Here is a 20,799-nt window from a genome sequence, read left to right as displayed (position 1 = left end):
ACCCCATGGATCCGACCAGTGGCATCGTCAGACGCTGCCAGCGGCACCCGGGACCATGTGCCGGTGCATGTGTGTTTTCAAGGCTTGCTGTTTAGTAACACAGACTTCTGCATTACGTTTAAATAGCCTTTCTGCAGATGACCAACCGACAAAGAAGCATCGGATGGCGATTGCAGGAAAGCGCGCGGCTTTATACCATAGATCATTACCAAGATGAAGTCACAGCGCATGTAACGGTCTTAATTTACCGCTCACCATTGCCGTTCACCACTTACTTTAGAACCCACATCGAGAATTCATGAACGTTCCTATCAAGACGCCTTCTGAAATCGAGAAAATGCGTGAAGCCGGGCGCCAAGCCGCCAGCGTCATTGAAATGATCACCCCCCACATCAAGGCGGGGATCTCTACGGGTGAAATTGATCGCCTGTGCCACGATTTTATTGTTAACAATTTGGGGTCCACACCCGCCCCGCTGAACTACCACGGTTTTCCGAAAGCAACCTGTACATCAATCAATCACGTGGTCTGTCATGGCATTCCTGATGATGCCAAAAAATTGAAGAACGGCGATATCATGAATTTGGATATCACCGTCAAAACAACTGACGGCTACCACGGTGATTCCAGCGTGATGTTCGTCATCGGCGATACAATCCAGGGCGAGCGCTTATGCCGTATCACTCAAGAGTGCTTGTACAAAAGCATTGAGCTAGTAAAGCCAGGCGTACACCTTTCGGAACTTGCCCGCGTTATCCAGCAACATGCTGAAGCACACGGCTACTCCGTAGTGCGCGACTTCTGCGGCCACGGCATCGGCGCCGATTTCCACGAAGATCCGCAGTTTCTTCACTATGATGGCTATGCACCCGATGCCGACATCCCGCTGGAAGCTGGCATGTGTTTTACTATCGAACCAATGATTAACGTAGGCGGCTATAAAACCAAGGTGCTACGCGATGGTTGGACAGCGGTCACTAAGGATCGAAGCTTATCTGCCCAGTGGGAGCACACGTTGCTGGTCACAGAAACCGGTGTTGACGTGCTGACTGCACGCAGCGACGAAGACTTCAGTTTTCTAAATCGCTGATGCTTCTTCATCACTACCGGTTCGAGCCGGACACCACGCTGTACGATCTCGCCATGTTTCGCACCGAACTCGCCGGATCACGCTCTCCTATTGCGCCGTTTAAAGCGGCGCTGCGGGAGCTACAAGCCAAGCTGGATGAGCAGTTTCGTTCCGGGGCTGATATACGCGACCTAATCCGCGGGCGAGCGTGGTATCTGGATCAGCTGCTAGCCATTGCCTGGGCGCAGCACGACTGGCCTGACGATGGCGTTGCCCTGGTGGCAGTGGGTGGTTACGGCCGAGGCGAGCTGCACCCGCACTCAGACATCGACCTCCTGCTGCTACTGGCGCATGACGATGACACCCCTTATCGCGAGTCGCTAAGCGCTTTCATTACCTTCTTATGGGATATCGGTCTTGAGATCGGCCATAGCGTGCGCTCGCTTAATGACTGTGAGCGGGAAGCTGAAGCTGATGTCACCGTGATGACCAACCTGTTGGAGTCGCGACTCATTGCTGGCCCCGAACATCTTCGCCAAAAGATGCGTGAACGCCTTAGCGCCGAGCACATTTGGCCTGCTGACCGTTTTTTCGAAGCCAAGTGGCAAGAACAAATTGCCCGCCACTATCGCTACAACAACTCGGAATACCACTTAGAGCCAAACCTGAAAAGCTCCCCAGGCGGCCTACGTGATATTCAAATGATTGGCTGGGTAGCTAAACGCCATTTCGACACTGAGCACTATGCTGACATCGTCGCAAATGGCTTTATGAATGATGCCGAACTGCGCATTCTAAGCCAGGGCCAAGCCTTTTTATGGCAGGTGCGTTATACCCTGCACATGCTAACAGGCCGCGCCGAAGATCGATTGCTGTTTGATCACCAACGTACCATTGCCGAAATGTTTGGCTTTAGGGATACCCCTGAGCGCTTAGCAGTTGAACAGTTCATGAAGCGCTACTATCGGCATGTAACCGCCCTGGCCGGGCTTAACGACATGCTGTTACAGCACTTTGATGAGGTTATCCTACGCGGCAAAGAAGCCTTGGAAACCGTTAAGCTGAACGAGCGCTTCGAAACCAAAGGCGGCTACATCCAAGCGCGCTCACGCAATCTGTTTCGTGAGCGACCGGCGGCCATGCTGGAATTGTTTCTGCTGATGGCAAAGCATCCGGAAATAGAAGGGGTACGCGCCGACACCATTCGCCTGATCCGCGATCATCGCCATCAAATTGATGATCACTACCGCGAAGACCCTCGCCATCAGCGGCTATTCATGTCCATTTTGCGGGCTCCCGGCAATGTCCCTCGCCAATTAAGGCGCATGAACCGTTACGGCATCTTGGGCAAGTATCTGCCAGAATTTGGTCGCGCGGTCGGGTTGATGCAACACGACCTATTCCACATTTACACGGTAGACGCTCATACCCTGCGCTTACTGAAGTTTTTACACGGCTTTCGCAAACCGGATGCCAAAGACGACTTCCCCGTCGCAGCCACGCTGATTCATCAACTACCTAAAATGGATCTGCTGTGGATTGCCGGACTGTTTCACGATGTTGGCAAGGGCCGCGGCGGCGATCATTCTGAGATTGGTGCGCGTGATGTTGAGCAATTCTGCCATCGTCACCACGTCTCCCAACACGACACTAACTTACTGCGCTGGCTGGTGGAGCATCACCTATTGATGTCTATGACCGCCCAGAAGCGCGACATTAGTGATCCCGACGTGATTCGCGACTTCGCTCTAACGGTGCGCGACGAGACCCGCTTAGACTATCTCTACGTGCTCACCGTTGCCGATATCAATGCAACCAACCCCACCCTGTGGAACGGCTGGCGTGCGTCGCTGTTGCGCCAGCTTCATGCTGAAACCAAGCGGGCACTGAGACGAGGGCTAAAAAACCCGCCCGACCGAGATGACTGGGTGCGCGAAACCCGTACTGAAGCCCGTTCGTTACTGCAAACAGTCGGCGTAGACAGCGCTCAGATTGATCAACTGTGGGAATCTCTTGGTGAAGACTATTTCCTTCAGTACGCCCCCAGCGAAATTGTCTGGCAGACCCAAGGTATTCTTGCCCACCAGCCGTCTGTTTTGCCGCTGGTCTTAATTAGCGCACCCACCGCCGATATGGCCGAAGGCGGCACCAAGGTCTTTATCCACACCCGCTCGGTAGACGACCTATTTGCCGCGACCGCCGCCGCCATGGAGCAGCTGGGTCTATCTATCCATGATGCCCGCATCGCCACCTCGCACAACGACTGGACGCTAAATACGTTTATTGTGCTAGATCATTACGGCCAACCTATCCGTGATCCTGAGCATATTGAGGAGATGCGTCGGCATCTCGTCGAAGAGCTGGACGATCCGGATGACTATCCAGAGATCGTCACGCGCCACACACCGCGCCAGCTTAAGCACTTCAAAGTGCCCACCGAGGTGCTCATTGAGCAGGACCCAGCCAACGAACGTACGCTGCTAGAGCTAACTGCCCCAGACCGCCCCGGCCTGCTGGCTCGTGTCGGGCGTATTTTTATGGAACAGGACATTGCCTTATCGGCTGCGAAAATTGCCACGCTGGGGGAACGGGTTGAAGACGTTTTCTTTATCACCACGAAAGCGGGTGAGCCGCTCACCGATCCAGAACGGCAACAGCAGCTTCGCGAACGGCTTATCGAAGTATTAGGCGTGTAAGCGCTTAAATGAGCGACGCCTTGGTGGTTAAGTTTGAGGTGGCACCAGGGGTTGCCTATAATCGGCGGTTTAGTTGGCCGTTTTTACAGACATCCAGCACCGCCTTTAGGCTATCAACGGACATGCCATGAATCCTGATCTAAACCTTCTGCACCCCTATCCGTTTGAAAAGCTAGCCGCCCTAAAGGCAGCGCTTGTGCCACCGGCGGGGCTTGCACATATTCCCCTCACCATTGGGGAGCCTCAACACGCCCCTTACGCAGGGGCGTTAGAGGCGCTGGTTGCCCATCAAGTAGAGATGGCTCGCTACCCGGCAACCAACGGCCTACCCGCCCTACGCGAAACCATTGCCCGCTGGGCAACCCAACGGTTTTCGCTTGCCGGGCTAGATGCCGAACAGCAAGTACTCCCCGTTAACGGCACCCGCGAAGCAATTTTTGCCTTTGTGCAAGCCGCGCTGGATCGCCAGCGCCCCGCCAAGGTGGCTGTTCCCAATCCCTTCTATCAAATTTATGAAGGGGCCACACTACTGGCAGGTGGCGAGCCGCTCTATTTGGATTGCACGGCTGACAACGGTTTTCGCCCTGATTTTTCGGCCGTGAGCGCGGCGACCTGGCGCGATGTACAAATGGTATTCATTTGCTCACCGGGCAACCCCACAGGGGCCGTCACGCCACTTTCTGAATTCAAGCAGCTCATCGCACTGGCCGATGAGCACGACTTTATCATCGCCTCCGATGAGTGCTACTCAGAGCTATATCTGGATGAAAGCACGCCCCCTCCCGGCCTACTGCAAGCCTGTGCAGAGCTTGGACGCGACGATTATCAACGCTGCGTAGTGTTTCATTCGCTATCTAAGCGCTCTAACCTGCCCGGGCTACGCTCCGGCTTTATAGCGGGTGACGCGAGCCTTCTCGCGCCGTTTAAGCGCTACCGCACCTATCACGGCTGTGCAATGTCGCTGCCGCTTCAGCACGCCTCTATCGCCGCTTGGCAGGATGAAACCCACGTACGCGCCAACCGGGACGCTTATCGCGAAAAATTTAGCGCTGTCACCAACGTGCTGGCGCCCGTAATGGACTTCCCTACGCCGGAAGCGAGCTTTTACCTGTGGCCAGCAGTGCCCGACGGCGATGACATCGCCTTTACTCAGCGGCTATTTAGTGAGCAACACGTCAGCGTGTTACCTGGCAGCCTCATGGGCCGCCCAGGGAAAAATGGCCATAACCCCGGTTCGGGTCGACTACGTTTAGCATTAGTGGCGGAGCTTGCGCCCACCCTCGAAGCAGCTGAGCGACTTCGTCAACTGCTTGAGCGCGGCTAGACACCGTAGACTTGTTTAAGGAGGTTATATGCTGACACTCTATATCATCAACACATGCGACACCTGCCGCAAAGCACGCAACGTACTTGAAGAGAAAGGTATCCCTTTCAAGACCCATGACCTGCGTAAAGATGGTCTTTCAGCCGGCTTACTTGAGCACATTCTTGAGCGCGTACCGCTATTAGAAGCGCTTAATAAGCGCAGCAAAACATGGCGTGACTTACCCCAGGAAGAAAAAGACAGCCTGGATGCTACATCTGCCCGCAGGCTAGTGCTTGAACAGCCCACGCTGCTCAAAAGGCCACTACTAGAAGTTGATGACGACACTATTTTAGTGGGCTACCGCGACGGCGATTACGACTCTCTCAGCGGCTAACATACCACTGAATCCTAACAACTGATTGTTATTCAAAACTTTAAAGGAAGACGCGTTATGCTGAGCTTCGCGCTTGGAATCGGCACCCAAAACACCCAGGGCGACTGGTTAGAAATCTACTACCCAGCCCCCCTGTTTAATCCTGCAGACAGCTTGGTAGCCGCAGCCAAAGAGGCGTTAGACGCCCCCGCTGGCAATACGGCAATCAGTTTCCTGCCCGAAGATTGCACGCGCTTGGCCAAAGCGTTGGAAGCTGCTGGTCACTCTGAGCAGGCAGCACTCGCCGAATCATTCGCCGCCAGCCATCGCCCCCTGGTCGCGATGTTTTTAGAAAGCGATCAGGCACCGCAGACCGTTCCTGAAGTTTACTTAAAGCTGCACTTACTCTCTCACCGCTTAGTGAAGCCCCATGGCTTGGATCTGACGGGAATGTTTGGCCTGCTGCGCAACATCGCCTGGACCAACGAAGGCGCGATTGATATCGAAGAGCTGCCCGCCCGCCGCCTAAAAGCGCGTTTAGCGGGTCGCGCGCTGTCAGTCGACTGCGTCGATAAATTCCCCAAAATGACCGATTACGTGGTACCCACCGGCATCCGCATTGGCGACACTGCTCGCGTGCGCCTGGGCGCTTACCTGGGTGAAGGCACCACGGTAATGCATGAAGGCTTCGTCAACTTCAACGCAGGTACTGAAGGCCCCGGCATGATTGAAGGGCGCATTTCTGCTGGCGTCATGGTCGGCAAAGGCTCCGACCTGGGCGGCGGCTGCTCCACCATGGGAACGCTTTCTGGCGGCGGCAATATCATTATCAAGGTAGGCGAAGGCTGCCTGATTGGCGCTAATGCAGGCATCGGTATTCCGCTAGGTGACCGCTGCACCGTAGAAGCGGGCTTGTATATTACCGCGGGCTCGAAAGTTACTCTGCTCGACGATCAGAAACAAGAAGTTAACACCGTGGCAGCACGCGAGTTAGCAGGCCAAGATGACTTATTGCTGCGTCGCAATTCACAAAATGGCCGCATTGAGTGCCTGACGAACAAAAGCGCCATTGCGCTGAACGAGGCACTGCATGCCCATAACTGAGCCTGAAACGCTGTCGCCCACGTTGCAGCTCGCGTTTGAGCTACTTAGCCGGGCGTCGGTAACGCCGGATGACGAAGGCTGCCAGGAACTCATGATCGAGCGCTTAACGGCGCTCGGTTTTCATATCGAGCAACTGCCGTTTGGCGATGTCAAAAACTTCTGGGCAATAAGAGGCCATCATGGCCCTGTATTGGCCTTTGCTGGCCACACTGACGTTGTGCCCAGCGGCCCCCACACGAACTGGGAATTCCCACCGTTTGAGCCGTGTATTGATGAGCACGGCATGCTCTGTGGGCGAGGCGCAGCAGACATGAAGGGCAGCCTAGCGGCGATGCTCACCGCCGTTGAGCGCTTTGTGACCACCCATCCAGAGCACGATGGCCGGATAGCGTTTTTAATCACATCCGATGAGGAAGGCCCTGCCATCGATGGCACCAGCGCAGTGGTTGAGCATTTACGCGAACGCAACGAGCGCTTGGACTACTGCATTGTCGGTGAACCCTCGTCGACCTCGCGACTGGGCGATATGATTAAAAACGGACGCCGCGGCTCACTGGGCGGCGTTCTACATCTCAAAGGGATTCAGGGTCATGTGGCCTACCCACACCTTGCGCGCAACCCTATTCACCAAGCGATGCCCGCACTGGATGCGTTGGTTAACGAGCACTGGGACGCAGGCAATGACTTTTTCCCTGCCACCAGCTTCCAGATATCTAATTTTCGCGCGGGCACCGGGGCCACTAACGTCATTCCAGGTGAGGTAGAAGTCGTGTTTAACTTCCGCTATTCCACGGAAGTTACCCATGAGATGCTAAGAAGCCGCACCGAGTCGATTTTGGATAAGCATGGCCTTGAGTACCATATTGATTGGACGCTCAACGGCGAACCATTCCTGACCGCAGAAGGCGAATTAGTCGATGCTGCCATTCGCGGTGTAGAAGCCGTTACCGGCGAGCGCCCTGCGCTTTCGACCAGCGGCGGCACCTCGGATGGTCGCTTCATCGCGACACTTGGCGCCCAAGTGGTCGAGCTTGGCCCGCTTAACGACACTATTCATAAAGTGAATGAGCGCGTGCGCGCCAGTGACCTGGATGAACTAAGCCGCATTTATGAGGCAACGCTTCAAGCCTTGTTAACGGACGACGAGGTGAGCGTATGATGGAGCGGTTTCCGGATATCGAGGTATACCTTGCCAGCGTAGCGATAGATAAGCTCAATGCGTGGCTAAGCGAAGCTCTCGATGCACCGCCCCTTAGCCCAGCCGGCAAGGGCAAATGGAAGACTCGCGGCCACCATCAAGGTGAAGCTGTGCCCGTACTATTGGTGGACAAAGCGGCCGATGGTTTTGCCAGCTTGTGGTTTGATAGCCACCACACCCCGTGGCACACCGACCAAGAGTGCGCTCAGCACGCCGCCGAAGCTTTACAGACCGAGGTTCGCTGCTCGTTAGGTGGCTGGCACCCCGGCGATGACCCTGATCGCTTCTGGCAGGTATTGCCAGGGGGCCAGGAAAAAGCCATTGAATGGCCTGATTCAGGCCGTTAAACGCACAAGACCCCGCTTAGCGGGGTCTTGTTTTTCAGCAGTTAACGATGCTAGCGCGATTCAATTAAAGCGATTTAATCAAAGCTACTCAATAATACTAACGTCGTCTGCCTGAAGGCCACGATCATTCTTAATCACGTGATAGCGAACAATCTGCCCTTCAGCAAGCATACGCGGGCCACGGCCACGAATAGCACGAAAGTGAACAAACACATCCTCGCCATTATCCCGGGTAATAAAGCCGTAACCTTTATTGGTGTTAAACCACTTTACTTCGCCCTCTTCGCGACCATCATTGGGGTCGATGATATCTTCCTCTTCATCATCTTCCACTTCAGGTACCGCTTGAGGCTGACGCGGCGCAGATTTAGTTCGAGAAACATCAGCTTTCACTACCATAGGCGGCGCCAGAGCAGCAGCGGCTAAAGTACCTATAAATAACGCAATAAAACATCCCAGAGCAGCGGCAATATACACACCACTTACCCCGCTGATGGCAAGCTCAGCCAGCCACTGCTCAGCAAGCGGTGCATTCGTTAAATGAACAATCCCCGCCAGAAGAAGTGGCGTGGGGGCGGCAAGTAAAACACTGATGAAGAAACAGCGAAAAACAACTTTTGGATTCATAGATGATAAAAGCTCTCTTGTTGTATGGGTAACAGACGAAGGACAATACTCGGCCAACTAGGCCCATTCCTAACAGTACCGAGCATACTACACAAGGTCACGATGTTATCATGACAAACGAATTATCGCCTGCAGAGCTAACTCAACTTCTTGAATCTTTAGAGAGTCGACTGGCTTACCAAGAGCATTGGCTAGACACCCTTGACCAAGCGGTTGCTCAGCAAGAGCGTCGGCTAGAAAAGCTGGAGCAACTGAGCACGCTGATGCGTGACCGCTTGCGCGAGCAGTATCAGGCGCTCCAGGCGGGTGACTCACAGGGTGATACCCGCCCAGAAGACGAAGTTCCCCCTCACTATTAGCACCACCACTAGCAGCACCACCCGGGTAACAGTAGTATCACCTACTACTAATTGACGTACCGATTATCATGCCACTGCACTCGCTGGGTCGATGCTCTTGAGTCCAAAAGCATCGGCAACAGCCTGATAAGTCACTTGACCATTATGGACGTTGAGCCCGGGCAGGAAGTGTGGGTCGTCTTTAAGCGCCTGTTGCCAGCCTTTATCAGCCAGCGCCAGTACAAACGGCAAGGTAGCATTGGTAAGACCCAGAGTAGATGTCCGCGCCACCGCGCCCGGCATATTGGCCACGCAGTAATGGACGATGCCATCCACGATATAGGTTGGCTCGGCATGCGTCGTAGGCTTGCTGGTTTCAAAACAGCCGCCCTGATCGATGGCTACGTCTACCAATACACTGCCTGGCTTCATATCGGCCAGCATGGCACGGGTAATCAACTTGGGGGCGGCGGCACCGGGGATAAGTACGGCGCCAATGATCATATCGGACTCTTTAGCTGCCTGATCAAGGGCGTCCGCCGTTGAGTAAACCGTTTTGATGCGCCCCTGGTAACGGTCGTCCAGCACCTCTAAGCGAGCAATCGACTTGTCCAGAATGGTCACCTCAGCCCCCAACCCTAACGCCATACGGGCAGCGTTTTCGCCGACCACACCACCGCCAATCACGGTAACTTTACCCGGCGCAACGCCTGGCACGCCGGGCAATAGCACACCGGAGCCACCCTGGGCTTTTTCCAGACTATGCGCGCCCGCCTGAACGGCCATGCGCCCAGCAACCGTGCTCATCGGCGCGAGCAGCGGTAGCCCACCTTTTGCATCGGTGATGGTTTCATAGGCAATGCAGGTAGCACCGCTGGCCATCAGCCCTTGGGTTAATTTTTCCTCAGCGGCCAAGTGCAGATAGGTAAACAGCGTTTGGTTGGCGGTTAGACGCGCCACTTCTTCGGCCTGAGGCTCTTTTACCTTGAGAATCAGCTCGGCGTTTTGCCACAACGCATCTACATTAGCTTCCACCTGGGCGCCTGCGGCTTCGTAGTCGCTGTCACTAAATCCGGCTCCTTCTCCTGCAGTTGCCTGCACGCTTACCGAGTGGCCACGCCCTACTAGCTCCCGCGCGCCTGTCGGAGTGAGTGCCACCCGATACTCATGGTTTTTGATCTCTTTTGGGACGGCGATTTTCATTAGCGTTTTCCTTCTCTATTGATTGTTAGTGCTAAATCTCAACTGCTAAATCGTCAGAGCCTCATCTTTACTACCTAGCCGTTAGAGCCAGGCCATCAATAAGCGCTATTAAGCAAATTACAGCACAGCTGGCACTAACCACCACCCCAAGCAAGAAAAACAAAAAAAACGCCGGCTAAGGCGTTTTTTGGGAGAAGAATCTAGCGTTTAACGAAAATCAGCGAAAAAATCGACGGCATTTCAGCATTAGCTACTCCGCCACCACCGCACCACCGTAAATGCGCTGGTACTCATCAGGCAACCGCGTGGGCCGCCCACTGCTAAGCGCCACACAGGCAAACCTGGTGCGGGCATTTAGCAACGTCTTGCCATTCTCCGAACGCTTAAGCTGAAATCGACGGGTCAAACTAAAACGACCATCGCAAGCAACAATCCACGTCGCCAGTTGCAACTTATCGTCGACAAAGGCAGGTGCCAGATAGTCCAACTCATGACGATGGACGACCATGGCACGGTCAAGGGACTGGTAGCGCTCAAGGGATAGCCCCAAGGCTTCGGAGTGGGCCCAACTGATCTGCTCAACCCAGCGTAAATACTCGCTGTTATTGACATGCCGGTAAGCGTCAATGGCCTCCGGCGTCACCTGAAGATCGATCACAAAAGGGTTTGGTAGTGCCCACTCCATAATGCAGCTCCTTGTGGTTACTCCTTGATGCTATTTTTTTGTCTTGCCAATGTTCGTCAAGCAGCGTCCTTGGCTTAGTCGCGGAATACCCGCACGCCCAGCGCCTTCAGGTACGAGGTTTCCGGGATAGCCGGATGAACGGGGTGATCGGGGCCCTGATGCCCCTGAAAAATCACCTGGCCATGACGGTCTTGGTGGCGAACGGCACCACGAACCACATCCACCAAACGCTCAGGCGCGAGGTGCATAGAACACGAGGCCGACAACAGCAAGCCATCGCGGCCCAATAGCCGCATCGCTTCACGATTTAGTCGTGCGTAAGCGCGCTCACCATTAGGGATATCCTTGCGCTTTTTGATAAATGCAGGCGGATCAAGAATGATCACATCGAACTGCTCGCCGTCAGCTTTCAATGCTGCTAACGCTTCAAAGGCATCGCCTTCGGCTACCGCTACTTGCTCCTGCACACCATTTAGCTCAGCATTGCGTGCCACCTGATCCAGCGCTGGGGCAGAAGCATCGACACACAACACTTCTGAGGCACCGCTCGCAGCCGCCTGAACCCCCCAACCGCCCACGTAACTGAATACATCCAGCACGCGCTTACCCGCCACTTGGCTGTTCAGCCATGCGCGATTGACGCGATGGTCGTAGAACCACCCTGTCTTTTGGCCATTCAGCACAGGCACGGCAAAGGTAACCCCATTCTCTTCCAGCAGAACCTCATCAGGAAGTGTGCCTTTGACCACTTCGACGTGGGCTTCTAGACCTTCCTGGCGACGGCCGCCCGTATCATTACGGAACACGATGGCATTAGGCTTAACAACTTTTTCCAGCGCATCGACAATATCTTCCGCCAACGCTTGCATACCTGCGGTATTCAACTGCACCACCAGCACATCACCGAAACGGTCAATCACCAAGCCCGGCAACAGGTCACCTTCACCGTGGATCAAACGGTAAAAAGGTTTATCGAACAGACGCTCACGCAGCGCCAGCGCTTGGTTGAAGCGGTGTACGAATAACGAGCGATCTAGACGCATTTCTGGGTCACGCGACATTACCCGACCACAAATCAGCGAGTGCGGATTAATGTAGGCGACGCCAAGGGTCTTGCCATTGGAAGCCTCAACTAACGCAGGCTCACCAGCAGCAAAGTTTTTTAGTGGCGTCTCTTTGATATCTACCTCATTGGAGTAGATCCACAGATGGCCCGCTTTCAGGCGGCGATCGGCATTTTTATTCAGGCGCAGGCGTTGAGTCACAACAATCTCCAAAAGAGCAATCTTACAAAGCACATAGACTCTGAAAGCATAGGCAAAACAGTTAATATCAAAGAGCGGCCGCTAACGCTGGCAACCAGGGCAAAACACGCTGGCCCGCTGGCCTAGAGTAATACGACGCAGCTCAACGCCACAGCGCAGGCAAGGCTGCCCATGGCGCCCATATACATTCAGCTGCTGGGCAAAGTAACCTGGCTCGCCCTGCCCACTGACAAAATCCCGCAGTGTCGTGCCACCTTGGGTAATCGCTGCCGCCAGCACCTCTTTAACCGCCTCGGCTAGCTGCTGATAACGGGCCAGGGAAATTTTCCCAGCGGCACGTCGGGGATCAATACCCGCCATAAATAGCGCTTCGGCAGCGTAAATATTACCTGCACCGACCACCACGCGGTTATCCATTAAAAAAGGCTTTACCGCAACGCGTTTATTACGCGATGCGTTATAGAGCCAGCGACCGTTAAACGCGTCATCCAACGGCTCAGGACCAAGGTGCGCAAGGCGCGTATCCAAGCTGCCATCGCCCTGCTGCCAGTCAACAAAACCAAAGCGGCGCGGGTCATGGTAGCGCAGCACATGCCCTTTGGCCGTCACCACATCAACATGGTCATGCTTTTTAGGCAAATCGCCGACGTTTGCAATCCTTAGGCTGCCCGACATGCCTAGATGCCACAACAGCGTGGCCTCACCTTCGAGAGTCGCCACGGGAATTTGGAGGTACTTAGCGCGGCGCTTTAATACGCCAACCCGGGCTCCTACTAGCCGCTCGGCTAGATCTTCGGGCACCGGCACGCGTAACCGAGTCTGGCGCACCAGCACCTCGGTAATCTCTTGCCCTTCTAAATAGGGGGCAATGCCGCGTCGCGTCGTTTCAACTTCAGGCAATTCGGGCATGATGAAAGTCTATGATGACAGCACCGTGACAACCACTCTGTCGCCTAAGCGGTGCCGAAGCGTAGGGACAGATACCGCCCACCTACAAAGTAAGCGGCTAAATACCGGGCATGCAAAAACCCGGCTTAGGGCCGGGTTTTTCAACAGGCACTCGCCTGCGGTGAAAGCCGATCATTGTAATCGCGATTACTTGATCTTAGCTTCCTTGTAGATAACGTGCTTACGGACGACCGGGTCGTATTTCTTGAATTCGAACTTATCCGGTGTATTCCGCTTGTTCTTATCAGTGGTGTAGAAGTGGCCTGTACCGGCACTAGACACCAGCTTGATCTTATCGCGCATGGTTTAACTCTCCCAAAATGCTAGCTTAGATGGCGTCGCCGCGTTTGCGGATATCAGCCAGAACCGTTTCGATACCTTTCTTGTCGATGATACGCATTCCTTTAGAGGAAACGCGCAGCTTGACGAAGCGGTTTTCAGATTCAACCCAAAAACGATGGGTGTGCAGGTTCGGCAAGAAACGACGACGTGTCTTACGCTGGGAGTGAGAAACGTTATTACCAGTTACCGGACGCTTGCCGGTAACCTGACATACTTTGGACATGAGAGCCTCCAACCGCTTGGCGAGTTGTTCAAAACTGTCGGGCAAACCGGAGCAGGGAGGGAGTCGACGCAGTGAACTGCCTAGCTGTACCCAAATCCGTTATTCAACCCAAGTTTAAAGGTGGCACTTTATACCAGAGCACCCGGCTACCAGCAAGCAAAAACGCCCCAAAATGCCAAAAAAGGCATCTTTTGGACAATTTACTTAGGTAAACGACGAGATTTTGTCGTCGCACCCTTTTCATTAATTGCTATAGCCAACCGCGCTCGGCAAACGAAACCACGTTACCGTCCCCCACCACGAAATGATCAAGCACTCGCACATCGAAGAGTGCAAGGGCATCTTTTAGACGTTCAGTAATACGTCGATCAGCATCGCTTGGTTCAGCAACACCCGATGGGTGGTTGTGAGCCAGGATGACAGCACCAGCGTGTAATTCAAGCGCACGCTTGGCTACTTCGCGGGGGTAAACGGATGCGCTGTCTAGGGTACCGCGAAATAGGGATTCATAGCGAATAATTCGATGCTGTGTATCTAAAAAAAGCACGGCAAACTCTTCATGACCCAGATGACGAAGCTGGGAGCTTAAGTAATGACGCACAAGCGACGGCGATGTGAGCGCATTGCCACGGGCAAGCTGGCTCGCCAAATGACGTCTAGAAAGCTCCAGGGTCGCCTGAAGCTGGGCAAATTTCGCACTACCAAGCCCTCGAGCCGCACAAAACTGATCCTGATCCGCCTCCAAAAGCTGCCTCAAACCACCAAAACTGGCCAACAAATCCCGTGCCAGATCCACCGCAGAGCGCCCCTGCACGCCTACTCGCAAAAAAATGGCCAGTAGCTCAGCGTCTGAAAGCGCCTGCACCCCCATGTTCAATAACTTCTCGCGTGGCCGCTCACCTTCCGGCCAGTGATTAATCCCCATCGCCGCCTCCTTGCCCACCCCTGATAGCACCATCAGCGTTTGCTACTGCGCCCACCCAAACTGGCTTTTCCAACTGCTGCTTGAGCATGCCAAAATAACCCGTCAAATGGTATGGTACTCACCTTTAACAAACGCTACATGGGACTACCCATCATGGCCTTATTATCGCCATCCCCGTTAACGTCACTTGCTGGAAAGCGCCTGCTGCTTGGCATTAGTGCCGGCATTGCGGCTTATAAAAGCGCGCTGATTGTTCGGTTACTCAAGCAAGCCGGCTGTGAGGTTCGCGTGGTAATGACCGAGGGTGCTCAAGCGTTTATTACGCCGTTAACGCTTCAGGCGCTTTCAGGGGAGCCAGTACGCACCTCGTTGCTTGATCCTGAAGCAGAGGCTGGTATGGGGCATATTGAGCTAGCCCGCTGGGCAGATGCCGTATTGATTGCCCCAGCAACGGCTGATTTGATCGCCCGATTGGTACATGGCATGGCTGACGACTTGCTAACCACTCTGTGCCTAGCCTGTGAAGCACCCAAGTTGATTGCACCGGCCATGAATCAGGCCATGTGGCGACACCCTGCAACCCAACGCAATGTCTCTCAGCTAGCCAACGATGGCTGGCAGTTGATCGGGCCAGCAGCAGGTGACCAAGCGTGTGGCGACGTCGGTCCTGGGCGAATGAGCGAACCCGAGGTTATTGTTGATTTCTTAGCACAGCATTTTGCTTCTGCTGCCAAATCACCAGCACCAGCACCAGCACCAGCATCTGCTTCTGCGCCGCACGTAGTGATTACTGCGGGTCCCACCCGCGAGGCGCTGGATCCCGTGCGCTATCTATCCAACCACAGCTCAGGGAAAATGGGTTACGCACTGGCCGCTGAAGCTGCGGCTCAGGGAGCACGAGTAACCCTGATAAGCGGCCCAGTTAATCTCCCCACTCCTCACGGCGTTGAACGCATCGATGTGGAAACCGCCGCACAAATGCATCACGAAGCGTTAACACTCGCCCCCCATGCTGGCCTATTTATTGGCTGCGCTGCGGTCGCTGACTACCGCGCAGCCAGCGCTGCCGAGCATAAAATCAAAAAAACCGACGACAGCGATACGCTAACGCTTACGCTGGTCAAGAATCCTGACATTATTGCCGATGTTTCCGCGCTGCCTACTGACCAACGCCCTTTTGTGGTGGGCTTCGCCGCCGAGACTCAGGATGTCGCTCGCTATGCGGAAGATAAATTGACCCGCAAAGGGCTAGATATGATCGTAGCCAACGACGTTTCCCAGCAGGGGCTCGGTTTTGGCAGCGATAACAATGCCGCTCTGCTGCTGTGGCGCTCTGCGACGGGAACCCATCAACAGGAAGCCCCTCCTCAGCCTAAAACCCAGCTAGCCGCGCTAATTATTCGTCACGCACTATCACTATTGCCTTCTCAACGGTCATCTCAACCACCTTCTCAATTACCCTCTCAATCCTCCGGAGAATTATCATGAGCGGTTCTCGCCCACGCCTGCAGTGCAAAGTATTGGATGAACGCCTGCACGACTACCTTCCCTCTTATGCAACAACAGGCTCAGCGGGGATGGATTTGCGAGCACTGCTAGATGAACCACTGGTGCTTGCACCTGGTGACTGCCAGTTAGTACGAACAGGCCTTGCCATTTACATAGAAGATCCTGGTTTGGCAGGCATGATCTTGCCTCGCTCCGGGCTAGGTCATAAGCACGGTATCGTGCTGGGCAACCTCGTCGGTCTCATCGACTCTGATTACCAGGGCGAACTGATGGTATCCGTGTGGAACCGTGGTCAAAGCAGCTTTACGTTATCGCCCTTTGAGCGTCTCGCTCAGTATGTCGTTGTCCCTGTCGTGCAAGCGGAACTTACCATTGTCGATGCCTTTGAAGACTCCACTCGCGGCAGCGGTGGTTTTGGCAGCACAGGCAGCCAATAAGCCAAGCGCTGTTTTAGCGCATATTTAGGAGCGACAATGAACGTACCCGCGTCGATATTTCGTGCTTACGACATTCGCGGCATTGTGGACGATACGCTGAGCGAGACCACCACTGAACTCATTGGCCAAGCCATTGGTTCTGAAGCCGCCGCTCGGGGCGAGCAAACGGTCATTGTTGCCCGTGATGGACGACTTTCCGGGCCACATCTGCAAGCAGCGCTGATTCGTGGCCTAACAGCCTCAGGACGAGACGTTATCGATATCGGCATGGTGCCCACCCCCGTGCTTTATTTCGCCACCCATACACTGCCTGAAAGCTGCTCTGGGGTAATGCTAACCGGCAGTCACAACCCACCTGACTACAACGGCTTCAAAATCGTCTTAGCGGGTGAAACGCTCTCCGGTGACGCTATCACCGCCCTCTATGAGCGCATCCAAGCAAACGATCTCACCAGCGGCCAAGGCAGCGTTCGCCAACACGACCTACGCACGGCGTATCTGGAAAGAATTATTAGCGACATCCAAATTGAACGCCCACTGAGCGCGGTTGTGGATTGTGGCAACGGAGTCGCCGGAGAGCTGGGCCCGCAGCTTATCGAGCGCCTGGGGGTAAAAACCACCCCATTATTTGCCGACATTGATGGGCACTTCCCGAACCATCACCCCGACCCAGGCAAACCTGAAAACCTGCGCGACTTGATCCACAGCGTTAAGGAAACAGGTGCCGATATTGGCTTGGCTTTTGACGGCGACGGCGATCGCTTAGGCGTTGTCACACCAAGTGGCCGGATGATTTATCCTGACCATCTACTGATGGTATTTGCAGCTGATATGCTGTCACGCACCCCCGGTGCCAAGGTGATCTTCGACATCAAGTGTACCGGTAACCTGGCACGGGTTATTAGCGACGCTGGCGGCGAACCGGAAATGTGGCGCACCGGGCATTCACTGATCAAAGCACGCATGCGGGAAACCGGTGCTGAGCTGGGCGGTGAGATGAGCGGGCATATTTTCTTCAAGGAGCGTTGGTACGGATTTGACGACGGCCTCTACGCCGCAGCCCGCTTGCTTGAAATTCTAGCGCGATACACTGGCAGTGCTGATGAATTATTTGATCAATTTCCACAAGATATCAGCACGCCAGAAATTAATATCACGGTCGCCGATGAAGACAAATTTGCGCTTATCAAGAAGCTTGCTAGAGAGGGCGACTTCGGCGAAGGTATCAAAACCACGATTGATGGCATTCGCGTGGACTATGCCGATGGCTGGGGACTTTGCCGAGCCTCCAACACCACACCTGCGCTAGTACTACGCTTTGAGGGCAGTGATGCCGCAGCACTTAGCCGAATAAAAGCGCGGTTTGCCAATGCCCTGGCAGAGATCTCGCCAGCACTGACGATCCCTGACCCCCAATAACGTGAACAAACACGACAGGGTGAACAGTAAAAAAGTGATCGCGCCAAGCGAACGCGCAACACAATAAAAGTACGAGACAACACGCCGCATGGAAAAGCCAATGCTCGCGCTGTAATAACGGTCGCGATAAAAAAAGTAGCGACGGAAAAAAATCAAAAGGGACAACGTCATGAGTTCAACTAGCCGCGACCCCCAGGTCGTTGTAGAGGTATTGTCAGAAGCCCTCCCCTATATCCAGCAATTTTCGGGCAAAACGGTTGTCGTTAAATATGGCGGCAACGCTATGACTGAAGACACTTTGATCGATTCATTCGCGCGCAACATCGTGCTGATGAAAGAGGTCGGTATTAACCCAGTCGTCGTCCATGGGGGCGGGCCACAAATTGGCAGCCTACTGGAAAAACTGAATATCGAATCACGCTTTGTGAACGGCATGCGAGTGACCGACTCCCAAACCATGGATGTCGTAGAGATGGTGCTAGGGGGTCTAGTCAATAAAAGCATTGTGAATCTGATCAATCAAAGCGGCGGCAAAGCCATAGGCTTAACCGGCAAAGATGGCGCACAAATTCGTGCTCGCCAACTGAAAGTAGAGCATCAAAGCCCGGAGATGACCGCACCAGAAATTATCGATATTGGCCACGTAGGTGAAGTGGAGTCTATCTCCACCGACCTTATTGAGATGCTTGCCGCCAGAGACTTCATTCCGGTGATTGCACCGATCGGCGTTGATGGTGAGGGGCACAGCTATAACATCAACGCCGACTTGGTAGCAGGCAAACTGGCCGAGGCACTCAATGCTGAAAAACTGATGCTCTTGACCAACGTCGCGGGCCTGATGAACAGTGAAGGAGAAGTGCTAACGGGACTAACCACTGCTCAAGTTGACGCCTTAATCGCCGACGGCACGATTTACGGTGGCATGCTGCCCAAAATACGCTGTGCGCTAGATGCGGTGAAAGGCGGCGTTAACAGCGCCCACATTATCGACGGCCGCGTTCCCCATGCGGTCTTGCTGGAAATCTTTACCAATGCTGGGGTAGGCACCCTGATTACTGACGCAGGTTAACCGCGACGGAGTGTTAACGTCATGAATGACGAACAAAAACCTCGCCGCCGCGAGCAAATCCTGCAAGCGTTAGCCGTTATGCTGGAAGAGGATAGCGGCAAGCGCATCACAACTGCAGCACTTGCCCGCCAGGTTGGTGTCTCAGAAGCAGCGCTATACCGGCATTTCCCCAGTAAAGCGCGCATGTTTGAGGGGCTGATCGACTTCATTGAAGAAAGCATCTTTGCGCGCATTACCCGCATCCTAGAGGATATCCCCGATGCGGCGTCTCGGTGCGGCACTATCTTGGCCCTGCTTCTCGGCTTTGCCGAAAAGAACCCAGGGCTTGCCAGGGTACTGGGAGGCGATGTACTGACTGGCGAAACGGCCCGGCTGCGCCAGCGCGTTCACCAACTGTTTGAACGCTTGGAAACCCAGTTAAAACAGATACTGCGGGAAGCTGAGCTGCGCGAGGGGCTACGCACTAGCATATCGGCTTCAGCAGCAGCCAACCTGCTGATCGCTCAGGCTGAAGGGCGTATTTCTCAGTATGTGCGCAGTGATTTCAAGCGCTTGCCAACCGAGTACTGGGAAGACCAATGGGCACTGCTGTCTAGCCAGCTGTTACGAGCAGCCGTACAATCGGCTTAGAAAGCGTTGACACAGCATTCACGCCCAATAAAAACGCCCCGAAGGCAGAGCCTTCGGGGCGTTTATCTTATGCTTAACCGATACGTGTACGTGATTAAGCAGCGATAGCTTCGCCCATTTTTTGGCGCAGCTTTTTCATCGCATTCTTTTCGAGCTGGCGAATGCGCTCAGCGCTGACGCCATAAACATCGGCTAGATCGTGCAGTGTCGCTTTGTTATCAGTGAGCCAGCGACGCTGTAAGATGTCCCGCGAACGCTCATCAAGGCCTTTCAAGGCTAGCTGTAAGCGACGCGTTGAATCTTCCTCAAAGTTGCTGTCTTCCAGCAGCGTTGCCGGATCAGCGGAAGCGTCATCTAAAAAATACGCCGGCGCTTGATAGGTACTCTCTTCGTCGTCGCTAGGAGAGGCATCAAAGCCTGCATCGTAAGCCGACAGACGCCCTTCCATATCGCGCACTACTTCTGGCTTTACGTTGAGGTCTTCCGCAATCGCGTTAACTTCATCGTTATTTAGCCAGGCTAAGCGTTTTTTGGCGCTACGCAGATTAAAAAACAGCTTGCGCTGAGCTTTCGTGGTGGCAATTTTGACAATACGCCAATTGCGCAGCACAAACTCGTGAATTTCCGCTTTGATCCAATGCACGGCAAATGATACCAAGCGAACGCCCTGATTAGGGTCGAAACGCTTAACGGCTTTCATTAGACCGACGTTACCTTCTTGAATCAGGTCAGCCTGCGGCAGACCATAACCCGAGTAACTACGAGCAATATGCACAACAAAACGCAGGTGCGATAGCACCAAACGGCGTGCTGCTTCCAAGTCACCTTCATCGTGGAGGCGGAATGCAAGCTCACGCTCTTCATCAACGCTGAGTACGGGGATGCCGTTAACCGCTTGAATATAGCCGCCCAGATCGTGACCTGGAGAAAGCTGACCCACCGGTAGAAGACTAGTGCTCATGTGCAGGTGGTCTCCCTTAAAACCTATCGTGGTTGGTGTTCCGTTAACTCTAAGACCTTAGCCTAAGCATAAGGTTCAAATGACCGATGCATTCACTGCATAAGACACAAAACGGGGTGGAAATT

The 20,799-nt window shown here is 54.2% G+C and carries 22 protein-coding genes; 13 read left to right on the top strand and 9 right to left on the bottom strand.

Features of this window, described 5'->3' with window-relative positions:
• Positions 1-298: 298 nt before the first annotated feature.
• The 7 genes from map to NF683_RS09875 all read left to right on the top strand — a co-directional run bounded on the left by map (position 299) and on the right by NF683_RS09875 (position 8,093).
• On the top strand, positions 299-1,090 hold the full coding sequence (gene map, locus NF683_RS09905; RefSeq protein ID WP_089039230.1) for a type I methionyl aminopeptidase: 792 nt from the start codon (positions 299-301) through the stop codon (positions 1,088-1,090).
• Positions 1,090-3,765, top strand: a complete 2,676-nt coding sequence (locus tag NF683_RS09900) for a [protein-PII] uridylyltransferase (protein WP_253921819.1) — start codon at positions 1,090-1,092, stop codon at positions 3,763-3,765. The genes map and NF683_RS09900 overlap by 1 nt, the downstream gene beginning before the upstream one ends.
• 127 nt (positions 3,766-3,892) lie before the next feature.
• Positions 3,893-5,089, top strand: coding sequence for a succinyldiaminopimelate transaminase (gene dapC, locus NF683_RS09895; protein WP_253921818.1), 1,197 nt, complete (start codon positions 3,893-3,895; stop codon positions 5,087-5,089).
• A 28-nt stretch (positions 5,090-5,117) separates the two neighbouring features.
• Complete coding sequence (locus NF683_RS09890; RefSeq protein ID WP_038481117.1) at positions 5,118-5,465, top strand: Spx/MgsR family RNA polymerase-binding regulatory protein; 348 nt, start codon at positions 5,118-5,120, stop codon at positions 5,463-5,465.
• A 57-nt stretch (positions 5,466-5,522) separates the two neighbouring features.
• Positions 5,523-6,548, top strand: a complete 1,026-nt coding sequence (gene dapD, locus NF683_RS09885) for a 2,3,4,5-tetrahydropyridine-2,6-dicarboxylate N-succinyltransferase (protein ID WP_038481114.1) — start codon at positions 5,523-5,525, stop codon at positions 6,546-6,548.
• Positions 6,535-7,707 carry a succinyl-diaminopimelate desuccinylase gene (gene dapE, locus NF683_RS09880; RefSeq protein WP_089039233.1) on the top strand — a complete coding sequence of 391 codons (1,173 nt, stop codon included), beginning with the start codon at positions 6,535-6,537 and terminating at the stop codon, positions 7,705-7,707. The genes dapD and dapE overlap by 14 nt, the downstream gene beginning before the upstream one ends.
• Entirely contained in the window at positions 7,704-8,093 is a 390-nt protein-coding gene (locus tag NF683_RS09875; protein ID WP_089039234.1) for a hypothetical protein, read from the top strand. The genes dapE and NF683_RS09875 overlap by 4 nt, the downstream gene beginning before the upstream one ends.
• An 84-nt stretch (positions 8,094-8,177) precedes the next feature.
• Here the strand turns inward: NF683_RS09875 and NF683_RS21280 are convergent, their stop codons facing one another.
• Complete coding sequence (locus NF683_RS21280) at positions 8,178-8,720, bottom strand: cold-shock protein (protein ID WP_038481105.1); 543 nt, start codon at positions 8,718-8,720, stop codon at positions 8,178-8,180.
• Positions 8,721-8,830: 110 nt separating this feature from the next.
• Here NF683_RS21280 and NF683_RS09865 point away from each other — a divergent pair, with 110 nt between their 5' ends.
• Positions 8,831-9,079 carry a SlyX family protein gene (locus NF683_RS09865; protein WP_038481102.1) on the top strand — a complete coding sequence of 83 codons (249 nt, stop codon included), beginning with the start codon at positions 8,831-8,833 and terminating at the stop codon, positions 9,077-9,079.
• A 66-nt stretch (positions 9,080-9,145) separates the two neighbouring features.
• Here the strand turns inward: NF683_RS09865 and ald are convergent, their stop codons facing one another.
• The 7 genes from ald to radC form a co-directional block, all read right to left on the bottom strand.
• Positions 9,146-10,261, bottom strand: a complete 1,116-nt coding sequence (gene ald / locus NF683_RS09860; RefSeq protein WP_089039235.1) for an alanine dehydrogenase — start codon at positions 10,259-10,261, stop codon at positions 9,146-9,148.
• Positions 10,262-10,511: 250 nt separating this feature from the next.
• Positions 10,512-10,946 (bottom strand): acyl-CoA thioesterase, encoded by a 435-nt coding sequence (locus NF683_RS09855; protein ID WP_253921817.1) that lies wholly within the window; start codon positions 10,944-10,946, stop codon positions 10,512-10,514.
• A 74-nt stretch (positions 10,947-11,020) separates the two neighbouring features.
• Positions 11,021-12,211 carry a class I SAM-dependent rRNA methyltransferase gene (locus NF683_RS09850; RefSeq protein WP_009724128.1) on the bottom strand — a complete coding sequence of 397 codons (1,191 nt, stop codon included), beginning with the start codon at positions 12,209-12,211 and terminating at the stop codon, positions 11,021-11,023.
• Between the two features lie 81 nt (positions 12,212-12,292).
• Entirely contained in the window at positions 12,293-13,120 is an 828-nt protein-coding gene (mutM, locus tag NF683_RS09845) for a bifunctional DNA-formamidopyrimidine glycosylase/DNA-(apurinic or apyrimidinic site) lyase (RefSeq protein ID WP_089039237.1), read from the bottom strand.
• Between the two features lie 186 nt (positions 13,121-13,306).
• Complete coding sequence (gene rpmG / locus NF683_RS09840; protein ID WP_009098622.1) at positions 13,307-13,462, bottom strand: 50S ribosomal protein L33; 156 nt, start codon at positions 13,460-13,462, stop codon at positions 13,307-13,309.
• A gap of 25 nt (positions 13,463-13,487) precedes the next feature.
• Entirely contained in the window at positions 13,488-13,724 is a 237-nt protein-coding gene (gene rpmB, locus NF683_RS09835; RefSeq protein WP_038481085.1) for a 50S ribosomal protein L28, read from the bottom strand.
• A gap of 250 nt (positions 13,725-13,974) precedes the next feature.
• Positions 13,975-14,649: a RadC family protein gene (radC, locus tag NF683_RS09830; RefSeq protein ID WP_089039238.1), complete on the bottom strand. Its 675-nt coding sequence runs from the start codon at positions 14,647-14,649 to the stop codon at positions 13,975-13,977.
• A 153-nt stretch (positions 14,650-14,802) separates the two neighbouring features.
• On the opposite strand from radC, the gene coaBC reads away from it, so the two are divergent.
• From coaBC to slmA, 5 genes are all read left to right on the top strand, one after another.
• A complete protein-coding gene (gene coaBC / locus NF683_RS09825; protein WP_089040911.1) occupies positions 14,803-16,137 on the top strand; it encodes a bifunctional phosphopantothenoylcysteine decarboxylase/phosphopantothenate--cysteine ligase CoaBC in 1,335 nt (444 codons plus the stop codon).
• Complete coding sequence (gene dut, locus NF683_RS09820; protein WP_089039239.1) at positions 16,134-16,595, top strand: dUTP diphosphatase; 462 nt, start codon at positions 16,134-16,136, stop codon at positions 16,593-16,595. The genes coaBC and dut overlap by 4 nt, the downstream gene beginning before the upstream one ends.
• A 36-nt stretch (positions 16,596-16,631) precedes the next feature.
• Positions 16,632-18,014: a phosphomannomutase/phosphoglucomutase gene (locus NF683_RS09815; RefSeq protein ID WP_253921816.1), complete on the top strand. Its 1,383-nt coding sequence runs from the start codon at positions 16,632-16,634 to the stop codon at positions 18,012-18,014.
• Positions 18,015-18,183: 169 nt separating this feature from the next.
• Entirely contained in the window at positions 18,184-19,083 is a 900-nt protein-coding gene (argB, locus tag NF683_RS09810) for an acetylglutamate kinase (RefSeq protein WP_253921815.1), read from the top strand.
• 21 nt (positions 19,084-19,104) lie between these two features.
• Positions 19,105-19,713: a nucleoid occlusion factor SlmA gene (slmA, locus tag NF683_RS09805; RefSeq protein WP_089039242.1), complete on the top strand. Its 609-nt coding sequence runs from the start codon at positions 19,105-19,107 to the stop codon at positions 19,711-19,713.
• A 94-nt stretch (positions 19,714-19,807) separates the two neighbouring features.
• Here slmA and rpoH read toward each other — a convergent pair whose 3' ends face one another.
• Positions 19,808-20,674, bottom strand: a complete 867-nt coding sequence (rpoH, locus tag NF683_RS09800; protein WP_038481065.1) for an RNA polymerase sigma factor RpoH — start codon at positions 20,672-20,674, stop codon at positions 19,808-19,810.
• Between the last annotated feature and the right edge of the window lie 125 nt (positions 20,675-20,799).

Origin of the sequence: Halomonas sp. MS1 (assembly GCF_024182575.1) — a bacterium.
In the GTDB taxonomy this organism is placed as follows: Bacteria; Pseudomonadota; Gammaproteobacteria; order Pseudomonadales; family Halomonadaceae; genus Vreelandella.
Note: the sequence above shows the minus strand (reverse complement) of the source record. Positions and strands in the feature narration are given on the sequence as shown.

Coding starts and splice junctions, on each gene's coding strand:
- map (WP_089039230.1), top strand. CDS start 299: ATGAACGTTCCTATCAAGACGCCTTCTGAAATCGAGAAAATGCGTGAA.
- NF683_RS09900 (WP_253921819.1), top strand. CDS start 1,090: ATGCTTCTTCATCACTACCGGTTCGAGCCGGACACCACGCTGTACGAT.
- dapC (WP_253921818.1), top strand. CDS start 3,893: ATGAATCCTGATCTAAACCTTCTGCACCCCTATCCGTTTGAAAAGCTA.
- NF683_RS09890 (WP_038481117.1), top strand. CDS start 5,118: ATGCTGACACTCTATATCATCAACACATGCGACACCTGCCGCAAAGCA.
- dapD (WP_038481114.1), top strand. CDS start 5,523: ATGCTGAGCTTCGCGCTTGGAATCGGCACCCAAAACACCCAGGGCGAC.
- dapE (WP_089039233.1), top strand. CDS start 6,535: ATGCCCATAACTGAGCCTGAAACGCTGTCGCCCACGTTGCAGCTCGCG.
- NF683_RS09875 (WP_089039234.1), top strand. CDS start 7,704: ATGATGGAGCGGTTTCCGGATATCGAGGTATACCTTGCCAGCGTAGCG.
- NF683_RS21280 (WP_038481105.1), bottom strand. CDS start 8,720: ATGAATCCAAAAGTTGTTTTTCGCTGTTTCTTCATCAGTGTTTTACTT.
- NF683_RS09865 (WP_038481102.1), top strand. CDS start 8,831: ATGACAAACGAATTATCGCCTGCAGAGCTAACTCAACTTCTTGAATCT.
- ald (WP_089039235.1), bottom strand. CDS start 10,261: ATGAAAATCGCCGTCCCAAAAGAGATCAAAAACCATGAGTATCGGGTG.
- NF683_RS09855 (WP_253921817.1), bottom strand. CDS start 10,946: ATGGAGTGGGCACTACCAAACCCTTTTGTGATCGATCTTCAGGTGACG.
- mutM (WP_089039237.1), bottom strand. CDS start 13,120: ATGCCCGAATTGCCTGAAGTTGAAACGACGCGACGCGGCATTGCCCCC.
- rpmG (WP_009098622.1), bottom strand. CDS start 13,462: ATGCGCGATAAGATCAAGCTGGTGTCTAGTGCCGGTACAGGCCACTTC.
- rpmB (WP_038481085.1), bottom strand. CDS start 13,724: ATGTCCAAAGTATGTCAGGTTACCGGCAAGCGTCCGGTAACTGGTAAT.
- radC (WP_089039238.1), bottom strand. CDS start 14,649: ATGGGGATTAATCACTGGCCGGAAGGTGAGCGGCCACGCGAGAAGTTA.
- coaBC (WP_089040911.1), top strand. CDS start 14,803: ATGGCCTTATTATCGCCATCCCCGTTAACGTCACTTGCTGGAAAGCGC.
- dut (WP_089039239.1), top strand. CDS start 16,134: ATGAGCGGTTCTCGCCCACGCCTGCAGTGCAAAGTATTGGATGAACGC.
- NF683_RS09815 (WP_253921816.1), top strand. CDS start 16,632: ATGAACGTACCCGCGTCGATATTTCGTGCTTACGACATTCGCGGCATT.
- argB (WP_253921815.1), top strand. CDS start 18,184: ATGAGTTCAACTAGCCGCGACCCCCAGGTCGTTGTAGAGGTATTGTCA.
- slmA (WP_089039242.1), top strand. CDS start 19,105: ATGAATGACGAACAAAAACCTCGCCGCCGCGAGCAAATCCTGCAAGCG.
- rpoH (WP_038481065.1), bottom strand. CDS start 20,674: ATGAGCACTAGTCTTCTACCGGTGGGTCAGCTTTCTCCAGGTCACGAT.